The sequence below is a fragment of the Bradyrhizobium sp. SZCCHNR1098 genome (assembly GCF_032489375.1).
Classification (GTDB): Bacteria; Pseudomonadota; Alphaproteobacteria; order Rhizobiales; family Xanthobacteraceae; genus Bradyrhizobium.
Map to the genome: position 1 here is coordinate 76881 of NZ_JAUEXY010000004.1, position 22816 is coordinate 99696.

At 66.2% G+C, this 22816-nt stretch carries 23 protein-coding genes and 1 riboswitch; of the genes, 9 read left to right on the forward strand and 14 right to left on the reverse strand.

Annotated elements, in window-relative coordinates:
- Positions 1–1215 carry a homoserine O-acetyltransferase gene (locus QX135_RS10755; RefSeq protein WP_315736240.1) on the reverse strand — a complete coding sequence of 405 codons (1215 nt, stop codon included), beginning with the start codon at positions 1213–1215 and terminating at the stop codon, positions 1–3.
- A gap of 91 nt (positions 1216–1306) precedes the next feature.
- A riboswitch (SAM riboswitch) is annotated at positions 1307–1386 on the reverse strand.
- A gap of 198 nt (positions 1387–1584) precedes the next feature.
- Here QX135_RS10755 and QX135_RS10760 point away from each other — a divergent pair.
- The 3 genes from QX135_RS10760 to QX135_RS10770 are packed head-to-tail and all read left to right on the forward strand — an operon-like array spanning position 1585 to position 4485.
- Entirely contained in the window at positions 1585–2418 is an 834-nt protein-coding gene (locus QX135_RS10760; protein WP_315736239.1) for a chorismate mutase, read from the forward strand.
- Between the two features lie 37 nt (positions 2419–2455).
- Complete coding sequence (gene hisC, locus QX135_RS10765) at positions 2456–3553, forward strand: histidinol-phosphate transaminase (RefSeq protein WP_316234065.1); 1098 nt, start codon at positions 2456–2458, stop codon at positions 3551–3553.
- Positions 3550–4485 carry a prephenate/arogenate dehydrogenase family protein gene (locus QX135_RS10770; protein WP_316234066.1) on the forward strand — a complete coding sequence of 312 codons (936 nt, stop codon included), beginning with the start codon at positions 3550–3552 and terminating at the stop codon, positions 4483–4485. Before hisC ends, QX135_RS10770 begins: the two co-directional genes overlap by 4 nt.
- Positions 4486–4490: 5 nt before the next feature.
- Here QX135_RS10770 and QX135_RS10775 read toward each other — a convergent pair whose 3' ends face one another.
- The gene (locus QX135_RS10775; RefSeq protein ID WP_316234067.1) at positions 4491–5675 is read right to left on the reverse strand and encodes a DUF2125 domain-containing protein; all 1185 of its coding nucleotides are present in this window, start codon (positions 5673–5675) and stop codon (positions 4491–4493) included.
- Between the two features lie 99 nt (positions 5676–5774).
- Here QX135_RS10775 and QX135_RS10780 point away from each other — a divergent pair, with 99 nt between their 5' ends.
- Positions 5775–6377, forward strand: a complete 603-nt coding sequence (locus tag QX135_RS10780) for a gamma-glutamylcyclotransferase (protein ID WP_410051307.1) — start codon at positions 5775–5777, stop codon at positions 6375–6377.
- A gap of 2 nt (positions 6378–6379) precedes the next feature.
- On the opposite strand, the gene QX135_RS10785 is transcribed toward QX135_RS10780, so the two are convergent.
- The 4 genes from QX135_RS10785 to ftsE all read right to left on the reverse strand — a co-directional run bounded on the left by QX135_RS10785 (position 6380) and on the right by ftsE (position 9749).
- A complete protein-coding gene (locus tag QX135_RS10785; RefSeq protein WP_315736234.1) occupies positions 6380–7147 on the reverse strand; it encodes a lysophospholipid acyltransferase family protein in 768 nt (255 codons plus the stop codon).
- A gap of 12 nt (positions 7148–7159) precedes the next feature.
- Positions 7160–7873, reverse strand: a complete 714-nt coding sequence (locus tag QX135_RS10790) for a YdcF family protein (RefSeq protein ID WP_315778297.1) — start codon at positions 7871–7873, stop codon at positions 7160–7162.
- A gap of 255 nt (positions 7874–8128) precedes the next feature.
- Entirely contained in the window at positions 8129–9097 is a 969-nt protein-coding gene (locus tag QX135_RS10795) for an ABC transporter permease (RefSeq protein ID WP_316234068.1), read from the reverse strand.
- Positions 9090–9749 (reverse strand): cell division ATP-binding protein FtsE, encoded by a 660-nt coding sequence (gene ftsE / locus QX135_RS10800; RefSeq protein ID WP_006615648.1) that lies wholly within the window; start codon positions 9747–9749, stop codon positions 9090–9092. Before ftsE ends, QX135_RS10795 begins: the two co-directional genes overlap by 8 nt.
- 214 nt (positions 9750–9963) lie before the next feature.
- Between ftsE and QX135_RS10805 the strand changes: the two genes are divergently transcribed.
- Positions 9964–10821, forward strand: coding sequence for an MJ0042-type zinc finger domain-containing protein (locus QX135_RS10805; RefSeq protein ID WP_316231199.1), 858 nt, complete (start codon positions 9964–9966; stop codon positions 10819–10821).
- A gap of 54 nt (positions 10822–10875) precedes the next feature.
- Positions 10876–11256 carry a response regulator gene (locus QX135_RS10810; protein ID WP_315736231.1) on the forward strand — a complete coding sequence of 127 codons (381 nt, stop codon included), beginning with the start codon at positions 10876–10878 and terminating at the stop codon, positions 11254–11256.
- Between the two features lie 388 nt (positions 11257–11644).
- Here QX135_RS10810 and QX135_RS10815 read toward each other — a convergent pair whose 3' ends face one another.
- The 7 genes from QX135_RS10815 to QX135_RS10845 form a co-directional block, all read right to left on the reverse strand.
- A complete protein-coding gene (locus QX135_RS10815) occupies positions 11645–12814 on the reverse strand; it encodes a mandelate racemase/muconate lactonizing enzyme family protein (protein ID WP_316234069.1) in 1170 nt (389 codons plus the stop codon).
- Between the two features lie 34 nt (positions 12815–12848).
- A complete protein-coding gene (locus QX135_RS10820; protein ID WP_316234070.1) occupies positions 12849–13553 on the reverse strand; it encodes an SDR family oxidoreductase in 705 nt (234 codons plus the stop codon).
- The gene (locus QX135_RS10825; protein WP_316179587.1) at positions 13550–14620 is read right to left on the reverse strand and encodes an ABC transporter substrate-binding protein; all 1071 of its coding nucleotides are present in this window, start codon (positions 14618–14620) and stop codon (positions 13550–13552) included. Before QX135_RS10825 ends, QX135_RS10820 begins: the two co-directional genes overlap by 4 nt.
- Before the next feature lie 21 nt (positions 14621–14641).
- Positions 14642–15481, reverse strand: coding sequence for an ABC transporter permease (locus QX135_RS10830; protein ID WP_316179585.1), 840 nt, complete (start codon positions 15479–15481; stop codon positions 14642–14644).
- Entirely contained in the window at positions 15474–16298 is an 825-nt protein-coding gene (locus QX135_RS10835) for an ABC transporter ATP-binding protein (protein WP_315778291.1), read from the reverse strand. Before QX135_RS10835 ends, QX135_RS10830 begins: the two co-directional genes overlap by 8 nt.
- Positions 16299–16375: 77 nt before the next feature.
- Positions 16376–17320, reverse strand: coding sequence for a dihydrodipicolinate synthase family protein (locus QX135_RS10840; protein ID WP_315755955.1), 945 nt, complete (start codon positions 17318–17320; stop codon positions 16376–16378).
- 28 nt (positions 17321–17348) lie between these two features.
- On the reverse strand, positions 17349–18164 hold the full coding sequence (locus QX135_RS10845) for an IclR family transcriptional regulator (RefSeq protein WP_316163746.1): 816 nt from the start codon (positions 18162–18164) through the stop codon (positions 17349–17351).
- A 222-nt stretch (positions 18165–18386) separates the two neighbouring features.
- Here QX135_RS10845 and greA point away from each other — a divergent pair, with 222 nt between their 5' ends.
- Both greA and QX135_RS10855 read left to right on the forward strand, forming a co-directional pair.
- Complete coding sequence (greA, locus tag QX135_RS10850) at positions 18387–18869, forward strand: transcription elongation factor GreA (protein ID WP_316163745.1); 483 nt, start codon at positions 18387–18389, stop codon at positions 18867–18869.
- 29 nt (positions 18870–18898) lie between these two features.
- A complete protein-coding gene (locus tag QX135_RS10855) occupies positions 18899–19363 on the forward strand; it encodes a metallophosphoesterase family protein (RefSeq protein ID WP_315795607.1) in 465 nt (154 codons plus the stop codon).
- Positions 19364–19421: 58 nt separating this feature from the next.
- On the opposite strand, the gene QX135_RS10860 is transcribed toward QX135_RS10855, so the two are convergent.
- A complete protein-coding gene (locus tag QX135_RS10860; RefSeq protein WP_316234071.1) occupies positions 19422–21770 on the reverse strand; it encodes a phosphocholine-specific phospholipase C in 2349 nt (782 codons plus the stop codon).
- Positions 21771–21981: 211 nt separating this feature from the next.
- On the opposite strand from QX135_RS10860, the gene QX135_RS10865 reads away from it, so the two are divergent.
- Positions 21982–22812: a MurR/RpiR family transcriptional regulator gene (locus tag QX135_RS10865; RefSeq protein WP_316234072.1), complete on the forward strand. Its 831-nt coding sequence runs from the start codon at positions 21982–21984 to the stop codon at positions 22810–22812.
- Positions 22813–22816: the final 4 nt, after the last annotated feature.

Genomic DNA, 22816 nt, shown 5'->3' on the forward strand with positions numbered 1-22816 from the left:
TCAGCCTCCCGTCGCGACCTTGAGGCCGCGCGCCTTGCCGGCGGAATCGAGAAAAGCGCTGGCGATCTCGAAGAACTCGGGGACGTCGAGCAGGAACGCGTCGTGCCCCCTGTCGGTCTCGATCTCGGCAAACGACACGCGCGCGCTGGACGCGTTGAGCGCATGCACCAGCGCCCGCGACTCCGAAGTCGGAAACAGCCAGTCGCTGGTGAAGGACACCACGCAAAAGCGCGTCTTGATGCCGCGGAACGCCGCCGCCAGCACGCCATCGTGGTCGCCGGCGATGTCGAAATAGTCCATCGCCCGCGTCAGATAGAGATAGGAGTTGGCGTCGAAGCGCTCGACGAAGGACGAGCCCTGATAGCGCAGATAGCTCTCGACCTGGAAGTCGGCGTCGAACGAGAACGTCGGCAACTCGCGGTCTTGCATGCGGCGGCCGAACTTGCGATGCAGGGCGGCATCCGACAGATAAGTGATATGCGCGGCCATCCGTGCCACCGCGAGGCCGCGATGCGGATGAGTGCCCTTGTCGCCGTAGCGGCCGTGGTCCCAGTCGGGATCGGCCATGACGGCCTGGCGGCCGAGCTCGTGGAAGGCGATGTTCTGTGCCGAGTGCCGCGTCGCGCAGGCGATCGCGAGCGTGGCGAACACGCGCTGCGGATAGGCCACCGTCCATTGCAGCGCCTGCATGCCGCCCATCGAGCCGCCGACCACGGCGAACAGCGTGTCGATGCCGAGATGGTCGATCAGCATCGCCTGCGCCCGCACCATGTCGGGGATGGTGATGATCGGGAAATCGAGCCCCCAGACCTTGCCGGTCGCAGGGTTCAGCGAGGCCGGGCCGGTCGAGCCCATGCAGCCGCCAATCACGTTCGAGCAGATGATGAAATAGCGGCTGGGATCGAGCGGACGGCCGGGGCCGACCAGCGTCTCCCACCAGCCCGGCTTGCCGGTGACCGGATGACGGTTGGCGACGTGCTGGTCGCCGGTCAGCGCGTGGCAGACCAGGACCGCGTTCGACTTGTCGGCGTTGAGCTCGCCATAGGTCTGGTAGGCGATCTGGAACGGCGACAGGTCGACGCCGCAATCGAGCCTGAGCGGCTTGTCGGCACCGAACTGCGCGACCAGCGAGCTCGGATGATCGACCTCGTGCGAGCGCTCTTCGGGCGCAATCGTGCGCAGCGCGGAGGTGGGTTTCGGCGTCAGGCCTGTCATGTCTCTCACCCCGGCCATCCGGCAAGGGCTCCCGAACCACGTGACACATCAGGCCATGAAAAACCCGGCCTGAACTGGGGTTCGGCCGGGATCGATAACGTCCCCGGCCTGTTTAGCGAGTTTTTTAACGTGGCTGCAAGCCGGCCGGCTCAAATGACCACGGAACAGGCAGAAACTAGTCCCGCGGGCGCTCCTCGTCAAGGCAAGCTCGGGTTGACCGCCGATCGGGCGCCCCATGGCTGCAGGTCAGCCAAGCCTAGGCAGCACGAGGTAAACTTGCTGTTGCGCACGTCCCCCGCATCGGAGAGAACGGCATCCGTTCCAGTCCGCCGCGCGTTGACCCGCGGCCTGCGAAGAGTGACCCTGCCCATGTCGACCCCGCCGCCAGCCCCTCCCTCGCTCGCCGATTTGCGCAAGGAGATCGACGCGATCGACGAGCAGGTCCATCAGCTCCTGATGAACAGGGCCGACATCATCGACCGGCTGATCAAGGTCAAGAAGACCCAGGAGGTCGGCTCGGCGTTCCGCCCGGCGCGAGAGGCCGACATGATGCGGCGCCTGGTGCAGCGCCATCGCGGCATCCTGCCGCTCGACACCGTCGAGGGCATCTGGCGCGTGATCGTCTCGACGTTCACTTACGTGCAGGCGCCGTTCTCGGTTCACGCCGACGTGTCGGTCGGCGAATCCGCGATGCGCGATTCCGCCAGGTTCCATTTCGGCTTCGTGGTGCCTTATGTCGCCCATTTCAGCGCCCAGGCCGCCGTCGAAGCCGTGGCGCGCTCGAAGGGCGATCTCGCGCTGGTGTCGACGACCTCGGGGCATACGCCGTGGTGGATCACGCTGGAGCCCGCGGGCGCGCCGAAGATCATCGCGCGGATGCCGTTCATCGAGCGGGCCGACCATCCGGCGGCGCTGCCGGTGTTCGCGATCTCGCGCGTCGCGGACGACGCGCTGGTGCTGGAGGTCGAGACCTGGAGCATCCGCGTCTCCGGCTGGAATGCGCAGGTGTCCCGCGCGCTGTCGCCGCTCGCCGACGTCATCGCGGTGCCCGATACCGCCTTCGACGGCGCGGCGCTGTTGGTGTCGATCGAGTCGCCGTCGAACCTCGACAAGATCAAGGCTGCCCTGATCGCGGCGGGCGCCTCGGTCCGCTCGACGGCCCTCGTCGGCGGCCATGCGAAACGCTATACGGTTCCCAGCTGAGACGCCCCGCGCCAGTGATGATTTTCCGGAGTTGACGATGAACCGCCCCGTGCCGAATCCCGGCATCCTCGAGATTGCGCCCTACACGCCGGGCAAGAGCCCGAAGCCCGAGCCGGGCCGCAAGGTGTTCAAGCTGTCGGCGAACGAGACTCCGTTCGGTCCTTCACCCAAGGCGATCGACGCCTTCAAGAGCGCGGCCACGCATCTGGAGGATTATCCGGAAGGCACCTCGCGGGTGCTGCGCGAGGCGATCGGCCGCACCTATGGCCTCGATCCCGGCCGCATCGTCTGCGGCGCCGGCTCCGACGAGATCCTGAATCTGCTGGCACACACCTTTCTCGGGCAAGGCGACGAGGCGATCTCCACCGCGCACGGCTTCCTGGTCTATCCGATCGCGACCATGGGCTGCGGCGCCAGGAACGTGGTTGCCGCCGAGACCGAGTATCGCACCGACGTCGACGCGATCCTGGCCGCGGTGACGCCGCGCACCAAGCTCGTGTGGCTCGCCAATCCGAACAACCCGACCGGCACCTACATCCCGTTCGACGAGGTCAAGCGGCTGCGCGCCGGCCTTCCCTCGCATGTCGTGCTGGTGCTCGACGCCGCCTATGCCGACTACGTCTCGCGCAACGATTATGAGTTCGGGATCGAGCTGGTCGCGACGACCGAGAACACCGTCGTCACCCACACCTTTTCCAAGATCCACGGCCTCGCGGCGCTCCGCGTCGGCTGGATGTTCGGCCCCGCGCCCATCGTCGATGCGATCAACCGAATCCGTGGGCCGTTCAACGTCTCCTCGCCGGCGATGCTCGCCGCGGTCGCCGCGATCGAGGACACCGCGCATCAGCAGATGTCGAAGACGCATACGGAAACGTGGCGCAACTGGCTGACCGAGGAGATCGGCAAGCTCGGGCTGAAGGTGACGCCGAGCGTCACCAATTTCATCCTGATCCACTTCCCGACCGACAAGGGCAAGACCGCGGTCGAGGCCGACGCATTCCTGACCCGGCGCGGCCTCGTGCTGCGCGCGCTCGCCAACTACAAGCTGCCGAACGCGCTGCGCATGACGATCGGCACCGAGGAAGCCAATCGTCTGGTCGTGGAGGCTCTCAGCGAATTCATGAGGGCGAAATGAGCGTCGCGGGGCGGTTCGAACGCATCGCGCTGATCGGCTTCGGCCTGATCGGCGGCTCGATCGCGCGGGCGGCGCGGCTGCAGGGCGTGGCCGGCGAGATCGTCACCACCGCGCGCTCGGAGAAGACTCGCGCGCGCGTCGCCGAACTCGGCCTCGTCGACCGCGTCGTGGCGAGCAATGCGGAGGCGGTCAAGGATGCCGACCTCGTCATCCTCTGTATTCCCGTCGGAGCGTGCGGTCCGGTCGCGGCCGAGATCGCGCCGCATCTGAAGCCCGGCGCCATCGTCTCCGACGTCGGCTCCGTGAAGGGCGCCATCGTTCGCGACATGGCGCCGCATCTGCCAGCGCATGTTCATTTCGTGCCGGCGCATCCGGTCGCCGGCACCGAGAATTCGGGACCGGATTCTGGTTTCGCCGAGCTGTTCATCAACCGCTGGTGCATCCTGACGCCACCCGACGGTGTAGATGCCGACGCGATCGATCGTCTGCGCGCGTTCTGGGCGGCGCTCGGCGCCAAGGTCGAGATCATGACGCCGGATCACCACGACCGCGTGCTCGCGATCACCAGCCATCTGCCGCATCTGATCGCCTACACCATCGTCGGCACCGCCGACGAGCTGGCGCAGGTGACGGAGTCCGAGGTGATCAAGTTCTCCGCCGGCGGCTTTCGCGATTTCACCCGCATCGCCGCATCCGACCCGACGATGTGGCGCGACATCTTCCTGAGCAACAAGGATGCCGTGCTCGACATGCTCGGCACCTTCACCGAGGACCTCTCCAAGCTGACGCGGGCGATCCGCCGCGGCGACGGCGATGCGCTGTTCGATCACTTCACCCGCACCCGCGCGATCCGCCGCGGCATCGTCGATATCGGCCAGGATTCGGCGGCGCCGGACTTCGGCCGGCCGCTGCCGCAGTTGAAGAAGCCCTGAAGGCTTCAGAACAGCGGTGGGACGCGGGCGACCTTGAACGGACCGAGCACCACGACCCCGTCGGCGAAGCGCAACGGGAAGGTCCGCGCCTTGCGTCCTTCGAGCGTGGCCTCCTTGCCGAGCGCATTGATGCCGAGCGCGACGCCGACATTGGCGTTCTGCTTGACGACCTTGCCGAGGCCGGGAATCGCGCGGTCGAGCGCACCGAGCAGGTTGTTGACGTCCTGCGACTTCACACCGGGCGCCACGCGATCGAGCGTTCCCTGCGGCACGCCGTTTTCGAGCATCTTGTCGAGGCCGAGCGCCGGAATGACCTTTTCGATCCCGGCGACCGTCATCTGCACTTCGCCATCGATCCCGCCATTGGCGGTCAGGGTCAGCGTGCCCGATGCGACCGCCAGCAGCTCGCCCTGCTGGATGCGCGACTGGACAATCTCGACATGACCGCCCGCCGCCTGGATCTCGCGAAACCGCTCCGGCCAGGGTTTGGGCCTGAAGTCCTTGAGACCCGTGACGCGGGCCTGGACGTCGGTATTGAACGGTTCGGCAAGCAGAGGATGGCTGCCTTGGATGCTGCCGTTCGCGATCTGCAACGCGGTCTCCAGCACCGGATGGTCGGACGGCGAGCCCTCGGCAACACGGCCGTGCAATTCGGCATGGTCGGCGCGCGCGGCGGGCACCGCAGTGTTGCCCTCGATGCGGTCGATGGTCGGTTGTTCGAACACGAGGTCGGCGCGCTGCGGCGGCCCTGGCAGACCGCGGACACTGGCCTCACCGACGCGCCAGTTCACGGAGAACGAGGCCGGTCCGCGACCGTCGGCGATCATAGCGGGTCCCCTGAACTCCGCGATGACCCGCTTCGGGTCCCACACCTGTGCGACGACGAGAATCTCGTCGAGCTTGGCGTTCATCAAGGGCGTGCCGGCGGCCTGCGAAAACAGGGCTACGTTCGGATCCGTACAGCGGACCTCGAGCCGGAACGGAAAGCCGGCGACCGAGCGGTTCGCGCAATCGAAGACGCGGCCGGACTTCGCTTCCCGCGCACGCCAGGCGTCGGCCTGGACATCCACTTGCGAAGCGGCGAAGAACCAGAATGCGCTCCACGCGACGGCGGCGATCAGGAGCAGGACGGGAGCTATGAAAAGCCCCCAGCGAGAGCGCCTGCGCGGCGGTTGCGGCAAACGAGACATGCAGGACACCCTTTGGGCAGCAATTTTGGCAATTCGGCGATCACGGATTGTGTATCTAAATTAACAATTCGCGAGCACCACACTTAGGCCTCCGCATTGATGTCCGCAATGACCCTCTCCGAACGCGACCTTCCCCACGGCGACCTCTGGGTCTTCGGCTACGGCTCGCTGATGTGGCGACCCGGATTCGCCTTTCTCGAGCAGGTGCCGGCGCGGTTGATCGGCGAGCATCGCGCGCTCTGTGTGTATTCGTTCGTCCACCGCGGAACGCCGGAGAAGCCCGGCCTCGTGCTCGGTCTCGATCGCGGCGGCGCGTGTCGCGGCATTGCGTTTCGAGTGGCAGCAGACAAGCGCGACGATACCATCGCCTATTTGCGGGCGCGTGAGCAGGTGACCTCGGTGTATCGCGAAGTGACGCGCTCGGTATGGCTGGAGAACGACGCCCGCGAGCGGGTGAGCGCGCTGGTCTACGTGGTCGATCGCGGCCATGTGCAATATGCCGGCCGGTTGTCGCCGCAGGAACAGTTGCGCCATGTGCGTCAGGGTCACGGCCAGTCCGGCGCCAATCGCGACTACGTGATCTCGACTGTGAAGGCGATCGAGGCGCAGGGCCTTCGCGACACGCAGTTGCATCGGCTCGCAACGATGCTGCACGATGACGGCCACTCGCTGCATCCTGCGCCGGAAGGTGCGCCACCATAGCGTCAAGCTTTCACCGCCGCCGCTATGCGGCCGAACAGCCGGGCCTGCTCGGCCTGCCCTGCGGCGACCAGCCGATTGGTGGCCTCCTCGATCACGCTTTGGATCCGTTGCATGAATTCATCGCGTGGCAGGCCCGGCGGCAGCGGATCAAGAAACTCCACCACAAGCGTGCCCGGATAGCGCAGGAATGTGCGACGCGGCCAGAACAGCCCTGAGTTCAGCGCCACCGGCAGGCACGGCACGCCGCAATCCGTGTAGATCAAGCCGACCCCGCCCTTGTAGTCCGGCGGTGCGCCCGCCGGGCGCCGCGTGCCTTCCGGAAAAATCACAAACTGACGGCCGTGCTTCACCTCCTCCGCCGCCCGCCGCATCACCTGCTTCAACGCGCGGGCGCCGGAGCTGCGGTCGATCGCGATCATGTCCGCCTTGACCAGATATTGTCCGAACAAGGGAATCCGCAGCAGCTCGCGTTTGAGAACGAAGAACGGCGCATCGAAGAAATGCAGCAGCGAGATCGTCTCCCACATCGACTGATGCTTGGCGGCGACGATCAGCGGCCCCTTCGGGATCTTTTCGACGCCGCGATATTCGACGCGGATGTTGCAGACGACGCGCATCAACAAAATGTTGCTCTGCGCCCACCAATTGGCGACGCGCAGCAGCGCCTTGCGGGGCATCGCCAGGGTCGGCAACGCGATCAGCGCCCAGAGCACGAAGTTCGGGTAGAATAGGATGTTGAACAGCAGCGAACGCAGGAAGATCGAGACCATCAGAAACCCAGTTCAATTGGCTTGCGCCGTCGTCGGTCGGCGCGCCACCGAGCCGGTTGGCGGATCGACCTCGGGCGCGAGATCGAGGCCGAGATCGGCCAGCCGCAGCCGCATCTCGGCGGCGACAAATTTGGCATATTCGGACAGCAGAAGTCGCAGCGTCGGCGCGCTGGTCCACCACGGCTCGTCACGCCATTTCTCGCCGACGACGGCGTACGGAATGAGATCCATGCTCGGCATCGCATGCGACAGTTCGACGATGGCCCGCGGCATGTGATAGTTCGACGTCACCACGATCAGCGACTTGAAGCCGCGCTCGCTGGCCCACCGCCGCGTCTGCGCGGCGTTGCTGCGGGTGTTGATCGCCGAATAATCCAGATCGACGCAGCAGTTGATGAATGATCGCGCCTCGGGCAGCGACCTGGTGATGTTGCTGGCCTCGTTGGTCGGGTGCACGCCGGAGATCAGCAGCCGCCGGCCATAGCCTCCCGCTAGGAGTTCCACCGCGTCCGACACGCGCGACGAGCCGCCGGTCAGGACCACGATTCCGTCCGCCTTGCGCTCGGGCTGGATCTCGGCACCGCGCAATTGCGAGAGGAAGCCGACGAAACCGACCGCCGCGACGAAGAAGCCGAGCCCGAGCGTCGCCACGGCACCCGCGAGCGTCCGCCACACCGCCACGGTGAACGGCAGCTTTCGCCTGCTATGGTCGGTCTCCGGCTCCATGCAACGCCTGGCTTGTCCTTGCCTGCCTGCGCGCGGCGCCATGCCGTCGCGCGATCCCGTCGTTCAAGTCCGGGAACGCAGGCAGGTTTCGCCGGCCTCCCGATCACGTTCGCTCGCCGCCGATCCTGGCGCGCGACCTCCGCCGTGTTCGTGACCCAGCTCACCTCGTCCTGCCTCACCCCGGCGCAGACGATTTTAGGCGGTTTTCGGGCCAAGTGAAATCCGCAACGAGACGGCTGGGGATAGAAGCCGCCATCAGTCGATGCTCGCCAGAGTCGTGAACAGGGTCCGGCGTGCGGCCCAGCCGGTCACCGCGGCGATCACCACGGCCTGGAGCGCGATCGCGACATAGCCGAGCGGGCGCAGAGAGAACGTCCCGAGCAATGCCGCAAACTGATCGCCGACGGGGGTGCCGGAGAACCAGTTGGCAATCGACTCCGAGAACCCGAATCCGAGCATCGCAAGACCGCCGCCGATCACGCCCCCCTCCAGTCCGAGCTGCAAAAAGTGCCGCAGAAAGTGATTGGCGATGTAGCGGTCACCGGCGCCGACGAAATGCAGCACCTCGACGATCGGCCGGTTCGCGGCCATCGCGCCGCGGGTCGCGAACGACACCGAGATGATGGTGGCCGCGATCACCAGCACGAGAATGCCGAAGCCTGCAAACAGGGTTGCACCGGTCATCGAGCGCATGCGCTCGATCCAGGCGCGGTGGTCATCCACGCTGGCAGTCGGCGCAACCTGGATCACGCGGGCGCGCAGGGCGTTGAGATCGAAGCTGGTGCCGGGCTGGACGCGTGCGATGATGACGCGGGGCACCGGAAGCTCATCGAACGACAAGCCGCTGCCGAGCCACGGCTCCAGCAGCTTGCTCGATTCCTCCTTCGTGAATGGCCGGACCTCCACGATTCCGGACTGCGCCCGCATCGCCTCCGTCACCAGGGCAATGTCGCGCTCGAGATCCCGGCCGGTCTTGGGGCGAACCTGAACCGTGATCTCGCTCGCCACCTCCGACTGCCATTCGGCCGCGGACTCGCTGACCAGCAGCACGCCGCCGGTCGTGATCGAGGCCAGGAAGGTCATGATCGCCACCACGGCGACCAGCGCACGGCCCGCGATCGAGGCGCGCGGCACGATCGGCGACACGATGCGGGCCTGCGCCGGCAGTTGCGGGCGGTCGTCGCCGAGATCGACCAGGAGGCCGCGATCGTCTACGCTACTCATAGATGTGCAATCGTCCCTGATGCAGCACCAGCCGGCGGGCCTCGTATTGGTCCATCAGCGTGATGTCATGGGTTGCGATGATCACCGCCGTGCCCGAGCGGTTCAGTTCGATGAACAGCCGCAGCAGGCGGCGGCCGAGCGTCGGATCGACGTTGCCGGTCGGCTCGTCCGCGAGCAGCAGCTGCGGCCGCGAGATCACGGCGCGCGCGATCGCCGCGCGCTGCTTCTCACCACCCGACAGGATCGGCGGCAGCGCATCCATGCGCTCGCCGAGGCCGACCCATTTCAGGAGGTCGATGACCTCCTTGCGATAGCTTGACTCGTCGCGGCCCATGACGCGAAACGGCAGCGCCACGTTCTCATAGGTCGTCATGTGGTCGAGCAGCCGGAAGTCCTGCAGCACGATGCCGATGCGCTTGCGCAGATCGGCGATCTCTTCCTTGCTGAGCAGCGAGATGTCGTAGCCGAACAGATTGACCAGACCGCGGGTCGGCCGCAGCGACAGGAACAGCAGCTTCAGCAGCGAGGTCTTGCCGGCGCCCGACGGGCCGGTGAGAAACTGGAAGGAATGGGCCGGAATCTGGAAACTGAGGTCGCGGAGAATCTCCGGCCCCAATCCATAGCGCAGCCCAACATTTTCGAACCGAACCAAAGCGTCAGCTCCGTTCGACCGCGTGCGCGGCAGACCCGCACGCTCCAAGCTCAGCGGTACGATGGCCCGATTGAGCGCCCGTTATGGTTTCCGGTTCGTTAACGGTCGCCGTGTACCATTGGCGCGATTGAGTTCCGAAGTTCGTCGACATGGCGGTCCTTGTAGCACGAACTGTCGGAAACAAAGCGGCAATGGCCGTTGGAGAACAGGCGCGATGTTCATCGTTTGCCCTCATTGTACGACATCTTATGCCATCGACCTGGCAACCCTGGGTATGGCTGGCCGCAGCGTACGCTGTTCCCGTTGCAAGGAGGTCTGGCTGGCACGACCGGAGGATGCGGTCGAGGCGCCCGCCCCCATGCCTGCCATGGCGGAGGCCGGCGCGTCGGCCGCGCCCCGTGACGCCGCCGACGAGTGGGAAGCCCTCGCCCGCCAGGAAGAAGATGACGGCGGACGGTCGCCCGAGGTGGAAAGTCCGCCGCTGGCCGCCGGCTGGCCTGACGATGCCCTCGCCGAGCCCGACGACGACACGGCCGATGCCGAGCAGCCGGCGCAGAGCGGGGCTTCGCGCCTCGCCGGTCTCCGCAAGCTCATCAGGCGCCCGACGTTGCCGGATTTCCCAGGCAATAAGCTGTTGAACCTGCCGGTGCTGACGGCCGCCATGGCGGCGCTCACGATTGCGCTCGTGGTGTGGCGCGCCGACGTCGTCAGGCTGCTGCCGCAGACGGCGTCGTTCTACAAGCTGGTTGGGCTCGAGGTGAACCTGCGCGGCCTGAGCTTCAAGGACTTGAAGGTGGCGACCGAAACCGTCGACGGCAAGCCGGTGCTGGTGATCGAGGGGACGATCGTCAGCTTGACGAGGAAATCGGTCGACCTGCCGCGGCTTCGGTTCAGCGTCCGTGACGCGCAGGGCACCGAGATCTACGCCTGGAACACGCTGCTCGAGCAGACCGCGCTCAAGCCCGGCGAGCGCACGACGTTCAAGTCGCGGCTCGCCTCGCCCCCTCCCGAAGGCCGCAATATCGATATACGGTTCTTCAACCGGCGCGACCTCGCCGCCGGCAGTGCATGATGGTTCCGGTCTCGCGGCTCTCTCGCGGGGCCAACGAGACGGAGACGAAACGACATGTCGCGCGTGCTGATCGCCGACGACGAAGATTCGATGCGGACCTTGGTCGCGCGCGCCATTGCCATGGATGGACATGAGATCGTGACGGCGCAGGACGGTGCCGAGGCGCTCGACATCCTGACGCGCGAGGCCGGCGCCTTCGACCTGCTGCTGACCGACATCCAGATGCCCATCATGGACGGCATCGCGCTGGCGCTGTCGGCAGCACGCGATTTTCCCGATTTGACCATCCTGCTGATGACGGGCTTTGCCCATCAGCGCGAGCGCGCGTCGAATCTCAGCGCTATCGCACATGATGTCATCACCAAACCGTTCTCGGTCGCCGATATCAGAACCGCGGTCGCCGACGCGCTGGCGTCGAAGGCGGGCAAGGCGTAGGGCGCCAACGATAATCCTCGACGTTGCTGCAGTCCGCGCTGTCATCCCTGCGAACGCAGGGATCCGTAGCCACCGCCGCCGTTGAGGGACAAGACTGGTCCCACATCTCGCGCCATCACATCTCCCTGGGGGCATGGGTCCCGGGTCGGCGCCACGCCGTCGCTTCGCGCCATCGCGGCTTGCCCGGGACGACAGCGATGGGTGCGATGGAGCGCGGACATGCCTGATGGGCTTGCGCCTGCGTAAAGGTCGCTGAAGGAACTGTTCCTCTCTCCTCCGTCATTGCGAGCGCAGCGAAACAATCCAGAATCCCTCTGCGGAGACCGTCTGGATTGCTTCGCTGCGCTCGCAATGACGCTGGGGCGGCCGTCGGACGCCCCGCTCAGCTTCACGCGCTGAGCGCGCGCATCTCCGCGTAGAGATCCGACTTGCCCTCGAAGCCGATGCCGGGGAGGTCCAGCATCGTGATGTGGCCATCGATCACCTTCACGCCGTCGGGGAAGCCACCATAGGGCTGGAACAGGTCGGGATAGCTCTCATTGCCGCCGAGGCCGAGGCCGGCGGCGATGTTGAGCGACATCTGGTGTCCACCATGCGGGATGCAGCGTGACGGCGACCAGCCGTAGGTCCTGAGCACGTCGAGCGTGCGCAGATATTCGCACAGGCCGTAGGACAGCGCGCAGTCGAATTGCAGCCAGTCGCGATCGGGACGCATGCCGCCATAGCGAATGAGGTTGCGCGCGTCCTGGTGGCTGAACAGGTTCTCGCCGGTGGCCATCGGGCCGGGATAGAAGTCAGCCAGCGTCGCCTGCAGGTGATAGTCGAGCGGATCGCCCGCCTCCTCGTACCAGAACAGCGGATAGTCGCGCAGCATCTTGGCGTAGGCGATCGCGGTCTCCAGGTCGAAGCGGCCATTGGCATCGACGGCGAGCTGATGGCCGGGGCCGATTTCATCGAGCACGGCCTCGATGCGCTCACGGTCCTCATCGATCGGGGCGCCGCCGATCTTCATCTTCACGACATTGTAGCCGCGCTCGAGATAGCCGCGCATCTCGCGGCGGAGCGCCGAGAGATCCTTGCCGGGATAGTAGTAGCCGCCGGCAGCGTAGACGAAGACGCGCGGTTCGGCCTTGCGGCCGTGCCGCTCCGCGAGCAGACGGAACAGCGGCTTGTCGGCGATCTTGGCGACCGCATCCCAGATCGCCATGTCCAACGTGCCGACCGCGACCGAGCGCTCGCCGTGGCCGCCGGGCTTCTCGTTGATCATCATCGCCGCCCAGGCCTTGTCCGGATCGATGTTGTCCTTGCTGGCATCGAGCAACGATGTCGGGTCAGCTTCCAGGAGGCGCGCGCGAAAGCGCTCGCGGATCAAGCCACCCTGGCCGTAGCGGCCGTTGGAGTTGAAGCCGTAGCCGACGACCGGCCGTCCGTTGCGCTCGACATTGGTAATGACGGCGACGAGACTGGAGGTCATCTTGGTGAAGTCGATATAGGCATTGCGGATCGGCGATGAGATCGGCTTCGTCACCTCGCGGACGTCGACGATACGGACGGTCATGGTCATTCTCCTGGTCGGGGCCGCACGCGCCGCTCTACAGCGAGGCGCCTGCACAGATGGTGATGGTCTGTCCGGTGATGGCGCCCGCGTCCGGCGACAGCAGGAAGGCGGTGAGCGCGGCTACCTCCGCTGGATCGACGTAGCGCCCCATCGGCGGCAGCACCGGCGCGGTGCCGGCACGGCCGGGATCGCGCAGGAACGGCGTGTCGGTCGCGGCCGGAGCGATGACGTTGACGGTGATCAGGCGCGGCGCCAGCTCGATGGCCCAGGAGCGCGCGAGGCCGGTGAGTGCGGCCTTGGTCGCTGCGTACTGGCTGCGCCCCGTCGCGCCGGTAGCGGTGCGGCTGCCGATCAGGACGATGCGCCCGCCCTCCGTCATGTGCGGCGCGAGCGCATTGGCGAGCACCTCCGCCGCGCCGACATGGACGCGCCACATGCCTTCGCCGTTCTCACGCGTGAGTTCGCCGAGCCTTCCGACGCGCATGTAGCCGGCAGCATGAACGAGCGCATTGACGACGCCGATGCCTGCGAGTTGCGCGACCAGCGCGTGCGGCTCGGCGAGATCAGCTTGCAGACTTCGAAAGCCCTCATGTGAGAACCCCGACGGCGCGCGGTCGATGCCCGTCACGCGCCAGCCGGCCGCCAGCAGGCGCTCGGCGATGGCGCGGCCGATGCCGGAGCTGGCTCCGGTCACCACCGCGTGGCGAAAACCGGAACTGCTGTCGTGATCCACTGTCATCCCTTGTACGCAGCCGCCTCGGCCTTGACCTTCACTGCATCGAAATTGTTGATCTTGTCGATCAGCTCATTGGTGTAGAGCGCATTGTAGTCCTTGATGTCGAGCCCGTTCATCGCGGCTTCGGTGCGGAACTCCTGCTCGTTGATCGCGCCCATCTTCGTATCAGCATAGGGCGGCGCGTAGAGCTTGATGCGGCGGCTGATCGACTGCAGCACGGCCTTCACGGCTTCGTCCTCGCTGGCGCCGCGCGGCGCCGTCTCCGGATAGAGCTTCAGGAACGCCCGGGCGCCGGCGGCGGGATTGGCGAGCAGGAACTGCGAGGCCTTGCAGACCGAGCGGCCGAAGCCGATCAGCAGATCCTTGTCCTTCTCGAACGTCTGGGGCATCGCCATCAGGAACTGGCCGCCGACCATCGGGATCGTGGTCGGACGCGGCAGATAGGTCATCTCGATGCCGGCCGCCTCGATCTGGCCGAAGCCGGTGTCGAAATAGGCCAGCGCATCAACCACGCCGCGCTGCAGGGCGACGCCCGCCGGCGTGCCGTTGCCGACCGCGACCCAGCTCACATCCTTTTCCGGATCGAGGCCGAGCGCCTTCAGCACGTTCTTGGTCACCGGATATTCGGTGGCGCCGAAGTCGGACACGCCGATCTTCTTGCCCTTGAGATCGGTGTAGCTCTTGAGCGCAGAGCCGGGCGGGACAGCGATGTCCCATTTGTAGGGGTAGGTGTACTGATAGAACATTTTCGCGCCGCCCCATTCATTCTTGGCGAGCAGCGGCAGCGCCGTCGAGGGCACGCCGACGCCGATCGCCACCGAGCCGCGATCGGTCGCGACCTGGACGTTGGCGTTGGTGCCGAGCGCCTGGACGTCGAGCGAAAAACCCTCCTGCGCATTGTAGCCGAGCGCCTCGCCGATCACGCAATTGATGATGGTGGCGTTGAGCGCCTTGAGTCCGACACCGAAGCGGATCTTCCTTGCGTCCGCGGCCATCAGGCCGGCCGGGGCGCCGCTCATCAGCAGCGCCGCGCTGGCGCTGCCCTTCAGGAATGACCTGCGCGAAACCATCTTCCACTCCTCCCTGTTGTCCTATTTCTTTCTGTTGGCGCCCCAGTGCACGACCTTGGCCTCGCACCAGCGCACGATCCCGTGCAGCACGATGCCGAGCAGGCCGAGAATGATCAGCGCCGCGAACACGCCGGCGACATCGGAGACCGCCTGCGCCTGGGTGATGACGACGCCCATGCCGCGCTGCGCGCCGAGAAACTCGGCGACGATGGCGCCGAGCAGCGCATAGACCACGGCCATGTCGAGGCCGGCGAAGATGAAGGGCGCGGCGTTCGGCAGCTTGACGATGCGATAGGTCTCGAGACGCGACGCCGACAGCGAGCGCATCAGGTCGATGCGCTCCGGCTCGACCGCGCGCAGGCCGGTGAAGCTGTTGATCAGCACCGGGAAGAACGACAGCAGCGCCGAGATCGCGATCTTGGAGCCGTCGCCGAAGCCGAACCAGATCACGATCAGCGGCGCGATCGCCACCTTGGGCAGGCTCTGCAGCGCGAACGCATAGGGCATCACGAGGCGCTCGATCGCTTCCACTTCCGCCATCAGCGAACCGATGACCAGGCCGAGCCCGACACCGATGGCGCAGCCGACCGCGGCATTGCTGAGCGTGCTCCACAACGGCAGGTAATAGCCGAGCGGGCTGGCCGGGCTGACCGCGAGCCCGGACCACAGCGCGCGGACGACGGCTTCGGGCTTCGGCAGGATGTAGGACGGAATGTTCAGCAGGTTGACCGCGGCAATCCAGCTCAGGATCAGCACCGCGAGGCCGATCCAGGCGATCGGCGATCCCAGGCGGATGCGGCGGCGCGGACTTGCGGGCTTCTGGGACACGGCTGAAACGGCGACGTTGGCGAGATCAGTCATGGCCGTGCTCCTGCGCATTGAGCAGTCCGCGGACTTCCCTGGCAAGCCGCGCATAGTCCGGATGCAACACGATGTCGTCGAACGTGCGCGGCCGCGGAATGGGCACGTGGAGATCAGCGAGGATGCGGCCGGGGCGGGCCGACATCACGATGACCCGGTCGGCGAGAAAGATCGCCTCGGAGATCGAGTGCGTGATCAGCAGGATGGTCTTGCGGTTCTCCTGCCAGATCCGTTGCAGCTCGAGGTTCAGGCGCTCGCGCGTCAGCGCATCGAGCGCGCCGAAGGGCTCGTCCATCAACAGGATCTCGGGATCGCGCGCCAGCGCGCGGCAGATGCCGGCGCGCTGCTGCATGCCGCCGGACAGCTCATAGGGATATTTGTCGCCGAAATCGGCAAGGCCGGTCACGGCGAGCAGACGATCGATGCGGTCGCCGGCCGGCGCATGCTGGCCGCCGACGCGCAGCGGCAGCCCGACATTGTCGCGCACCGTCATCCACGGCAGCAGATTGGCCGCCTGGAACACGACGCCGACCTTGCGCGAGGGACCGGCGACGTGCTCGCCATCGAGCAGCAGCCGGCCGTCGCTGTAACTATCAAGCCCCGCGAGCAGACGCAGCAAGGTGCTCTTGCCGCAGCCGGAGGGGCCGACGACGCAGACGAACTCGCCCGGCTTGATGTCGAGCGAGATCCGGCTCAGCGCATGGACGGCCGCGCCCGAGGCCGAGACGTAGGTCTTCGACAGCTGCTCGATCGCAATCAGCACATCGTCCGGCGCGGCGGCACGCCGTGGCGCATTGTCGACATCCATCATCAGCATGAGCGTCCACCCGGAATGTTATTCGTTGTCGTCTGGAGTGACGGCCGGGCCACACCCGACCGTCGCTTGTCGATCAATCAGGCCGCAGCCTGCACCGTCAGACCGGCAGCCGCGACCGCGGCGCGGATCGCGGCCATCTCCTCGGCGCTGGGCGCATGGGTCGGCGGGCGCACCGTGGCGTCGCGGATGACGCCGGCGACCTGCATCGCCGCCTTCATGCGGCCATGCGCCTCGCCGGTCGGCTCGCCGCCGCCGTACACGGCGTCCTTCAGCGGATCGATCATGCCCTGCAGCTTCATCGCAAGCTTCAGGTCGCCGGCGGTGACGGCCGCGAACAGATCGTAGATCAGATCCGGAATCAGCGAGGCGAAGCCGACCAGCGCGCCATCGACGCCCTGCACCATCGACGCCAGCAGATATTCGTCGTGGCAGGTCAGGAGCGCCTTGTGCGGCGCCGCCGCACGGATCGCCTTGAGGTCGCGGGCATATTTGTTCATCTCGCGGGTGCCGATCTTGAAGGCCTGGACATGATCGAGACGGGCGAGCTCGGCGAGCAGCTCGGACGAGAACGAGGCGCGCGTCCAGGCGGGATAGACGTGCACGATCAGCGGCAGCCTGGTCGCCTCGCCGATCGCGCTGAAATAATCCAGGCAGTGCTCGCGCTTGAAGCCAAAGCGCAGCCAGTGATGCGGCGGCATGATGTCGAGCGCGGTGGCGCCGGCTTCCTTGGCCATCAGCGCATGCTCGATGCCGTCCTTGATGCCTTCGCACACGACAGAAGAAATGGTCGGACAGATGCCGGTGAGTGCCTTGGCGACGATGCGCGTCACCTCGGCGCGCTCCTTCGCGGTGAGGCTGAACACCTCGCCGGTGTGGCCGTTGGTCATGATGCCGACGATGCCGCGGCGCTTGCCGAGCCAGGCCGCGTAGCGCGACAGCTCGGCCTCATCGATCGAATGGTCGGCGTTGAAGGGGACGGCGATCGCCGGGATGATCCCCTTGAAGTTGGTCATGACGCTCATGCTTGCTCCTGTTTCGTCACATCGATGTTCATCGTTTCGAGACCGTCGCGGTCGCCCCGCCCATCGCCTCCAGAGCCCGCGACAGCTGAGCGGCCGCTCTGAGCAGCGGCGCCACGCCGAGCCGCTCGAAGTCGTCCGCCGTGATGCGCATGGTGGGCGCAGCGATGCTGATCGCCGCGAGCGGAATGCCGTCGCGATCGATGACCGGTGCCGCGAGCACGCACAGCCCGGGCGCATTTTCCTGATTTGACAGCGCGTAGCCGGCCGCCTTCACCTGACGCAGACGCTGCAGCAGCGCGTCGAGCTCGGTGATCGTGGTCTCGGTGCGCTTGATGCGCGGCTGCGCCTCCAGCACCTCGATCTGCGTCTCGACCGGCAGCAGCGCGAGAATGGCCTGGCCGACCGCGGTCGAATAGACCGGCGCCCGGCTGCCGATGCGGACATCGACGCCGAGCCTGACGAGGCCGGCCTGGATGCGCTCGACATAGACGATGTCGCTGCCGTCGAGCACGGCGAGCGAGGCGGCCTCGTTCATCTCGCCGACGAGGCTGCGCAGGATCGGGCGCGCCTGAGTCCGCAGCTCAGAGCGAGCGATCGCGTTGAAGCCGAGGTCGAGACATTTGAGCGTGAGGCGAAAGCGCCTGGTGTCGCCGACCTTCTCGACATAGCCGAGCATCACGAGCGTGTTGAGCAGGCGGAACGTGGTGCCCCTGTCGAGGGCGGCGCGGCGCGCGACGTCGGCGAGCACCAGCTCGGGCTCCTCGCTGGTGAAGGCGTTCAGCACCTGAAAGCCCTTGGCCAGCGACTGCACGACGCTTTTCCCAGCCTTGCTGTCCTCGTCCACTTGGAGGCTCCGACGTTTCCTGACTGACGCCGGCCTTGGCGACCGGCATTTTGATTTGCTATGGTTCGGATTGCGAACTATAGTTCGTATATTAGAATGCGCATAGCCGCTTCTGTCAAGCGCGCTCGCACGCCGCATGCGCGCACGGCTTGAAATCTGCGCAGCCGGCATGATCTCTCCCTGAGGGCCGCGACATCTCGCGGCCTTTTTCAGGAGTCCGGCGTGAGCGTTGCATTCACCAAGGAAGAGAGCGCCGAGACGGCCGCCGAAACGCAGCTACCCGACCGGCCGGTCTCGCCGCATCCGAACCTCGTCACCGAGGCGGGACTCAAGGCGCTCGAGGAGCAGTTGCGCGAGGCGCAGGCGGCGTTTGAAGCGGCGCAGGGGATCGAGGACGTGAATGAACGGCGACGGGAGTCGGCGCTGCCGCTGCGCGACGCGCGCTACTTTGCAGCGCGCGTGCGGACCGCGCAGGTGATGCCGGCGCCGACATCGACGGAGCAGATCGCGTTCGGCAGCACCGTGACGTTCAAGCGCGGCGACGGCCGCGTGCAGACCTACACGATCGTCGGCGAGGATGAGGCTGACCCGAAGCGCGGCATGATCTCGCACGTCTCGCCGGTGGCTCGCCTGCTGATGGGCAAGTCGGCCGGCGACGTCGTCGAGGTTACCGGACAAGAGCTGGAGATTCTCACGATCGCCTGAGGCGGTACCCATCACGCCGGCAGGAAACGATGCTCAAAGTTGGAATCATCTCCGACACGCATGGGCTGCTGCGGCCGGAGGCAGTGCGATGTCTGTCGGGCGTCCATCACATCATCCACGCCGGCGATATCGGCCGGCACGAGATCGTTGACCGGCTTCGCCTGATCGCGCCGGTGACTGCGATCCGCGGCAACATCGACACGGCAGACTGGGCGAATGCATATCCTGCGACCGAGACCGTCAGGCTCGGCACGCATGCCGTCCATGTCGTGCACGACGTCCACGACCTCGCGATCGATTCTGCAACGTCGGGCATCGACATCGTCGTGTCTGGTCACTCGCATCGCGCAGGCATCGAGAGGCGCGACGGCGTGCTCTACCTGAATCCAGGCAGCGCAGGGCCGCGCCGCTTCAAGCTGCCGATCACGCTGGCGACGCTGAACATCTCCTCAGGCCAACTGTCACCCGCGATCCACGATCTCGGCAGCGCCTGAGGCAAAGCGAAAGGGCGCCCATGGGCGCCCTCCCCGACCCCCGTATGAGATACATCGATCAGAAGCGATCGGCCAGCGCCATCCCGGGGTCGCTGAACGAGGGACGGCCGGTCTCGACGTGGCCGGCGACGCGGCGATAGAAGCTGTCGTCGGTGTCGCTGGTGACGACGAAGTCGTACCAATGGCCCGACTTGCGCAGTTGCCAGTACAGCTCGCCGTGGCGTCCGGGCGCGGACACCTTGACCGTCCACGACGTCGACGGACCGCCATGGCTCGGTCCGGGGAAGAAGCTCGGTGCGCCGAAGCCGAAGCCGGGCGCCTCGAAGTCGGGAGCCGACCGGAAGCCTGGCACCGCGCCAAAACCCACCGGGTGGAAGCCGGGCAGCGGACCGAAGCCCGGACATTGCGGCTCCAGCGCGGCGGAGACCGAGGCGGTGACGGCCTGCAGCGGCCCATAGATCTCGTTGGACTTCACCGTGAAGCTCGCGCGGGCATGGCCGTCGTTGCGCAGCTGCATGTGCAGTCCGCCCTCGAACACGTTGTAGCCGACGAAGATCTCGGGGTTGGCGGCATTCGACGGCCTGACCTTGTCGAGGTCGCCCTTGAAATGACGGTGGAAGCCGTTCGGGCCGAGCACCCAGAGATCATACAGGCCATCGCTGCCGACGCTCCATTCATCGTCGATCGTCTTGCCGGCCTCGACGGTGTAGCGGCGCGGAATGAGATCGAGATGCTGCTTGTCGTAGACGTGGAACACGGCGCCGGCAAAGCCGGTGTTGGCGAACAGCAGCTTCACCTTGCCCGCGGCGGCATCGACCTTCGCGGTGGCGTGGAGGATGTAGGGCAGCGGACGCGAATAGCGCGCGCCGGTCTCCTGGAATAGCGGCTGCGGCGTCGCGGGCGCGACCGGCGCCGGCAAGGTCTTCTGGTGCGCATCAGACGCCTGCCAGTTGCTCTGGTCGGGCAATTCCGGGAAGCGCGGATCGTTCGGGCTGGCGAAATCGAACGCCGAGGTCAGGTCGCCCGAGACGGCGCGGTGCCACGGGCTGATGGCGTCGACCTTGATGCCGAAGCGCTTCTCCAGGAAGCGACCGATCGAGGTGTGGTCGAACACCTGCGAGTTGACCCAGCCGCCCTTGCTCCACGGCGACACCACATACATCGGCACGCGCGCAGACAGACCCCAGGGACGGATGTTGCCGCTGATGGTGTCGGTCGCGGTCAGCACGTTGCCGACGGTGTTGGAGAAATACTCGCCGTCGAGCGGCAAGGTCGCCTTGCCCATCAGCTTGCCGTTGACGTCGTAGGACGGCACTGCGGGCGCCGGCAGGTGATCGAAGAAGCCGTCATTCTCGTCGAAGGTCAGCAGGAAGACGGTCTGGCTCCAGACTTCGGGGTTGGCAGTCAGCGCCTCCAGCACCTGGTCGGTGAAATTGCCGGCCCGCGTGGGACTGCCGCCGCCGGGATGCTCGGAGTTGGCCTGGGTCGGCAGGATCCACGACACCTCCGGCAGCGTACCGGCCATGACGTCGGCCTTCAGCCGGTCGAGATAATCCGGACCGCCGGTCAGGCCGTGCACGTAGTTCGGATCGTTCGGCTGCGCATGACGGAAGCTGGAGAACGCCAGGCAGCCGTGCATCGCGCCGGTCCAGTTGTCGTTCATGTCCTGATAGATGTGCCAGCTGACGCCGGCCTTGTTCAGCAGATCGGGCAGCGTGTCCCAGGCGAAGTCGCTGCCGACATATTTGTAGGTCGCTTGCGGCTGCGGCTGGCCGGCGACCCAATTGTGCGGGTTCGGCCAGCAACGCAGATTGTTGGGCTCGGAATCGTTGGTCGTAGAGTTGATGCCCTGCGCGCGTAGCGCCGGATTGAAGTTGGAGCCGGACCAGAACACGATGCGGTTCGGATCGGTGCCGGTGGTGATGGAGGCATGGTAGGCGTCGCACAGGGTGAAGGCCTCGGCGAGCGCGAACTGGAACGGGATGTCGTCGCGGCCGAAATAGCCCATCGCGTAGGGCGTCTTGTACTTCGCCCAATAGCCCATCTTGCCCTGATTCCAGGCGGCCTGGCTGTCGCCGAACGAGTGCGGCGTGCCGTAGCCGACCAGCGCGTTGGAGGTCGTGGAGTCGCGGTGATAGGGCGGAATCTCGCGGGTGCCGTCGGACTGGAACCAGACCGGCTTGCCGCTTTCGAGCGGGATCGGGAAGCGGTCGCCGAAGCCGCGGACGCCGCGCAACGTGCCGAAATAGTGGTCGAAAGAGCGGTTCTCCTGCATCAGGATGACGATGTGCTTGACGTCCTGAATGGTGCCGGTCCGGCGCCGTGCCGGAATGGCCAGCGCCTGGCGGATGCTGGCGAAGGCAGCCGCCGCCGTGGCGCCTGCCAAGAAATCGCGACGTGTTGTCATGCTGATACGACCTTTTGAAATCTTGAAGAACGTATTCAGGGTTGGCGGGGCGAGCCCGACCTGCTCCTGCGAACGTCGCTGGCGTATCAGCGCGACTTGACAGCGCTGTGAAATTTTTATTTACGAAATGAATCTGAATGAGATTTTCTCAGTACCGGGGCACAGCGTGACGGGATCGACCTTTCGTTCTGGGCCGGGCGTGAACGGCATCTTGTTTCGTATTCGGGAGCTGCAGAACGAGCTGCCGCCGAAAGCGCGGCAGATCGCGGAGCTGGTCCTCGCCCGGCCGGAGCCGTTCATCCATATGTCGATCACCGAGGTCGCGGAAGCCTGCGGCGTGAGCGAGGGCACGATCGTGTCGTTCTGCCGGCGGGTCGGGGTGCGGGGCTTTCAGGAGCTCAAGATCATGCTGGCGCGGGACCTGATCGAGCCGGTGCGGCTGATCCAGGAGGACCTGCATCGCGGCGATGATCCGGCGACGGTGACGGACCACATCTTCGCGGCGCATGCCGCCTCGCTGCAGGAGACGCGGCGGCTGCTGTCGATGGACGCGCTGGCGCAGGCGGCCAGACTTTTGCGGGAAGCGCGGCGGGTCGAGATCTACGGCATCGGCAGTTCGGCGCCGATCGCGCAGGATCTGTCGTATCGCCTGCTGCAGCTCGGGCTGGCGGCCAATGCGATCGTGGATTCGCATGTCCAGGCGGTCAGCGCCGGGATGACCGGGCCCGACGTCGCGACCGTCACGGTGTCGCATTCGGGCAGCACGGTCGAGACGGTGCTGGCGACGCGGCTGGCGCAGGCGGCGGGTGCGCGGACCATCGGCATCACCCGGCTCGGCAAGTCGCCGCTGGCGGCGCATTGCGAGGTGCTGCTCTACACCGTCGCCAACGAGACGCGCTATCGCCCGGAGGCGATGAGCAGCCGCGTCGCGCAGCTCGCCATCATCGACACGCTGGTCAGCTGCTGCGCCCTCACCGACACCGAACGCTCCGTCGACAGGCTGCAGCACGCGGCGCGCATCCTGTCCGAGAAACGCTACTGACCGA

Excerpts from the sequence above, each read along its gene's own strand:
- QX135_RS10805 (WP_316231199.1), top strand. The coding sequence starts at position 9,964 with ATGTTCATCGTTTGCCCTCATTGTACGACATCTTATGCCATCGACCTG.
- QX135_RS10810 (WP_315736231.1), top strand. The coding sequence starts at position 10,876 with ATGTCGCGCGTGCTGATCGCCGACGACGAAGATTCGATGCGGACCTTG.
- QX135_RS10860 (WP_316234071.1), bottom strand. The coding sequence starts at position 21,770 with ATGACAACACGTCGCGATTTCTTGGCAGGCGCCACGGCGGCGGCTGCC.
- QX135_RS10790 (WP_315778297.1), bottom strand. The coding sequence starts at position 7,873 with ATGGAGCCGGAGACCGACCATAGCAGGCGAAAGCTGCCGTTCACCGTG.
- QX135_RS10780 (WP_410051307.1), top strand. The coding sequence starts at position 5,775 with ATGTCCGCAATGACCCTCTCCGAACGCGACCTTCCCCACGGCGACCTC.
- QX135_RS10820 (WP_316234070.1), bottom strand. The coding sequence starts at position 13,553 with ATGACAGTGGATCACGACAGCAGTTCCGGTTTTCGCCACGCGGTGGTG.
- QX135_RS10815 (WP_316234069.1), bottom strand. The coding sequence starts at position 12,814 with ATGACCGTCCGTATCGTCGACGTCCGCGAGGTGACGAAGCCGATCTCA.
- QX135_RS10830 (WP_316179585.1), bottom strand. The coding sequence starts at position 15,481 with ATGACTGATCTCGCCAACGTCGCCGTTTCAGCCGTGTCCCAGAAGCCC.
- QX135_RS10755 (WP_315736240.1), bottom strand. The coding sequence starts at position 1,215 with ATGACAGGCCTGACGCCGAAACCCACCTCCGCGCTGCGCACGATTGCG.
- hisC (WP_316234065.1), top strand. The coding sequence starts at position 2,456 with ATGAACCGCCCCGTGCCGAATCCCGGCATCCTCGAGATTGCGCCCTAC.
- QX135_RS10785 (WP_315736234.1), bottom strand. The coding sequence starts at position 7,147 with ATGGTCTCGATCTTCCTGCGTTCGCTGCTGTTCAACATCCTATTCTAC.
- QX135_RS10840 (WP_315755955.1), bottom strand. The coding sequence starts at position 17,320 with ATGAGCGTCATGACCAACTTCAAGGGGATCATCCCGGCGATCGCCGTC.
- QX135_RS10825 (WP_316179587.1), bottom strand. The coding sequence starts at position 14,620 with ATGGTTTCGCGCAGGTCATTCCTGAAGGGCAGCGCCAGCGCGGCGCTG.
- QX135_RS10855 (WP_315795607.1), top strand. The coding sequence starts at position 18,899 with ATGCTCAAAGTTGGAATCATCTCCGACACGCATGGGCTGCTGCGGCCG.
- QX135_RS10760 (WP_315736239.1), top strand. The coding sequence starts at position 1,585 with ATGTCGACCCCGCCGCCAGCCCCTCCCTCGCTCGCCGATTTGCGCAAG.
- QX135_RS10775 (WP_316234067.1), bottom strand. The coding sequence starts at position 5,675 with ATGTCTCGTTTGCCGCAACCGCCGCGCAGGCGCTCTCGCTGGGGGCTT.
- QX135_RS10835 (WP_315778291.1), bottom strand. The coding sequence starts at position 16,298 with ATGCTGATGATGGATGTCGACAATGCGCCACGGCGTGCCGCCGCGCCG.
- QX135_RS10770 (WP_316234066.1), top strand. The coding sequence starts at position 3,550 with ATGAGCGTCGCGGGGCGGTTCGAACGCATCGCGCTGATCGGCTTCGGC.
- QX135_RS10795 (WP_316234068.1), bottom strand. The coding sequence starts at position 9,097 with ATGAGTAGCGTAGACGATCGCGGCCTCCTGGTCGATCTCGGCGACGAC.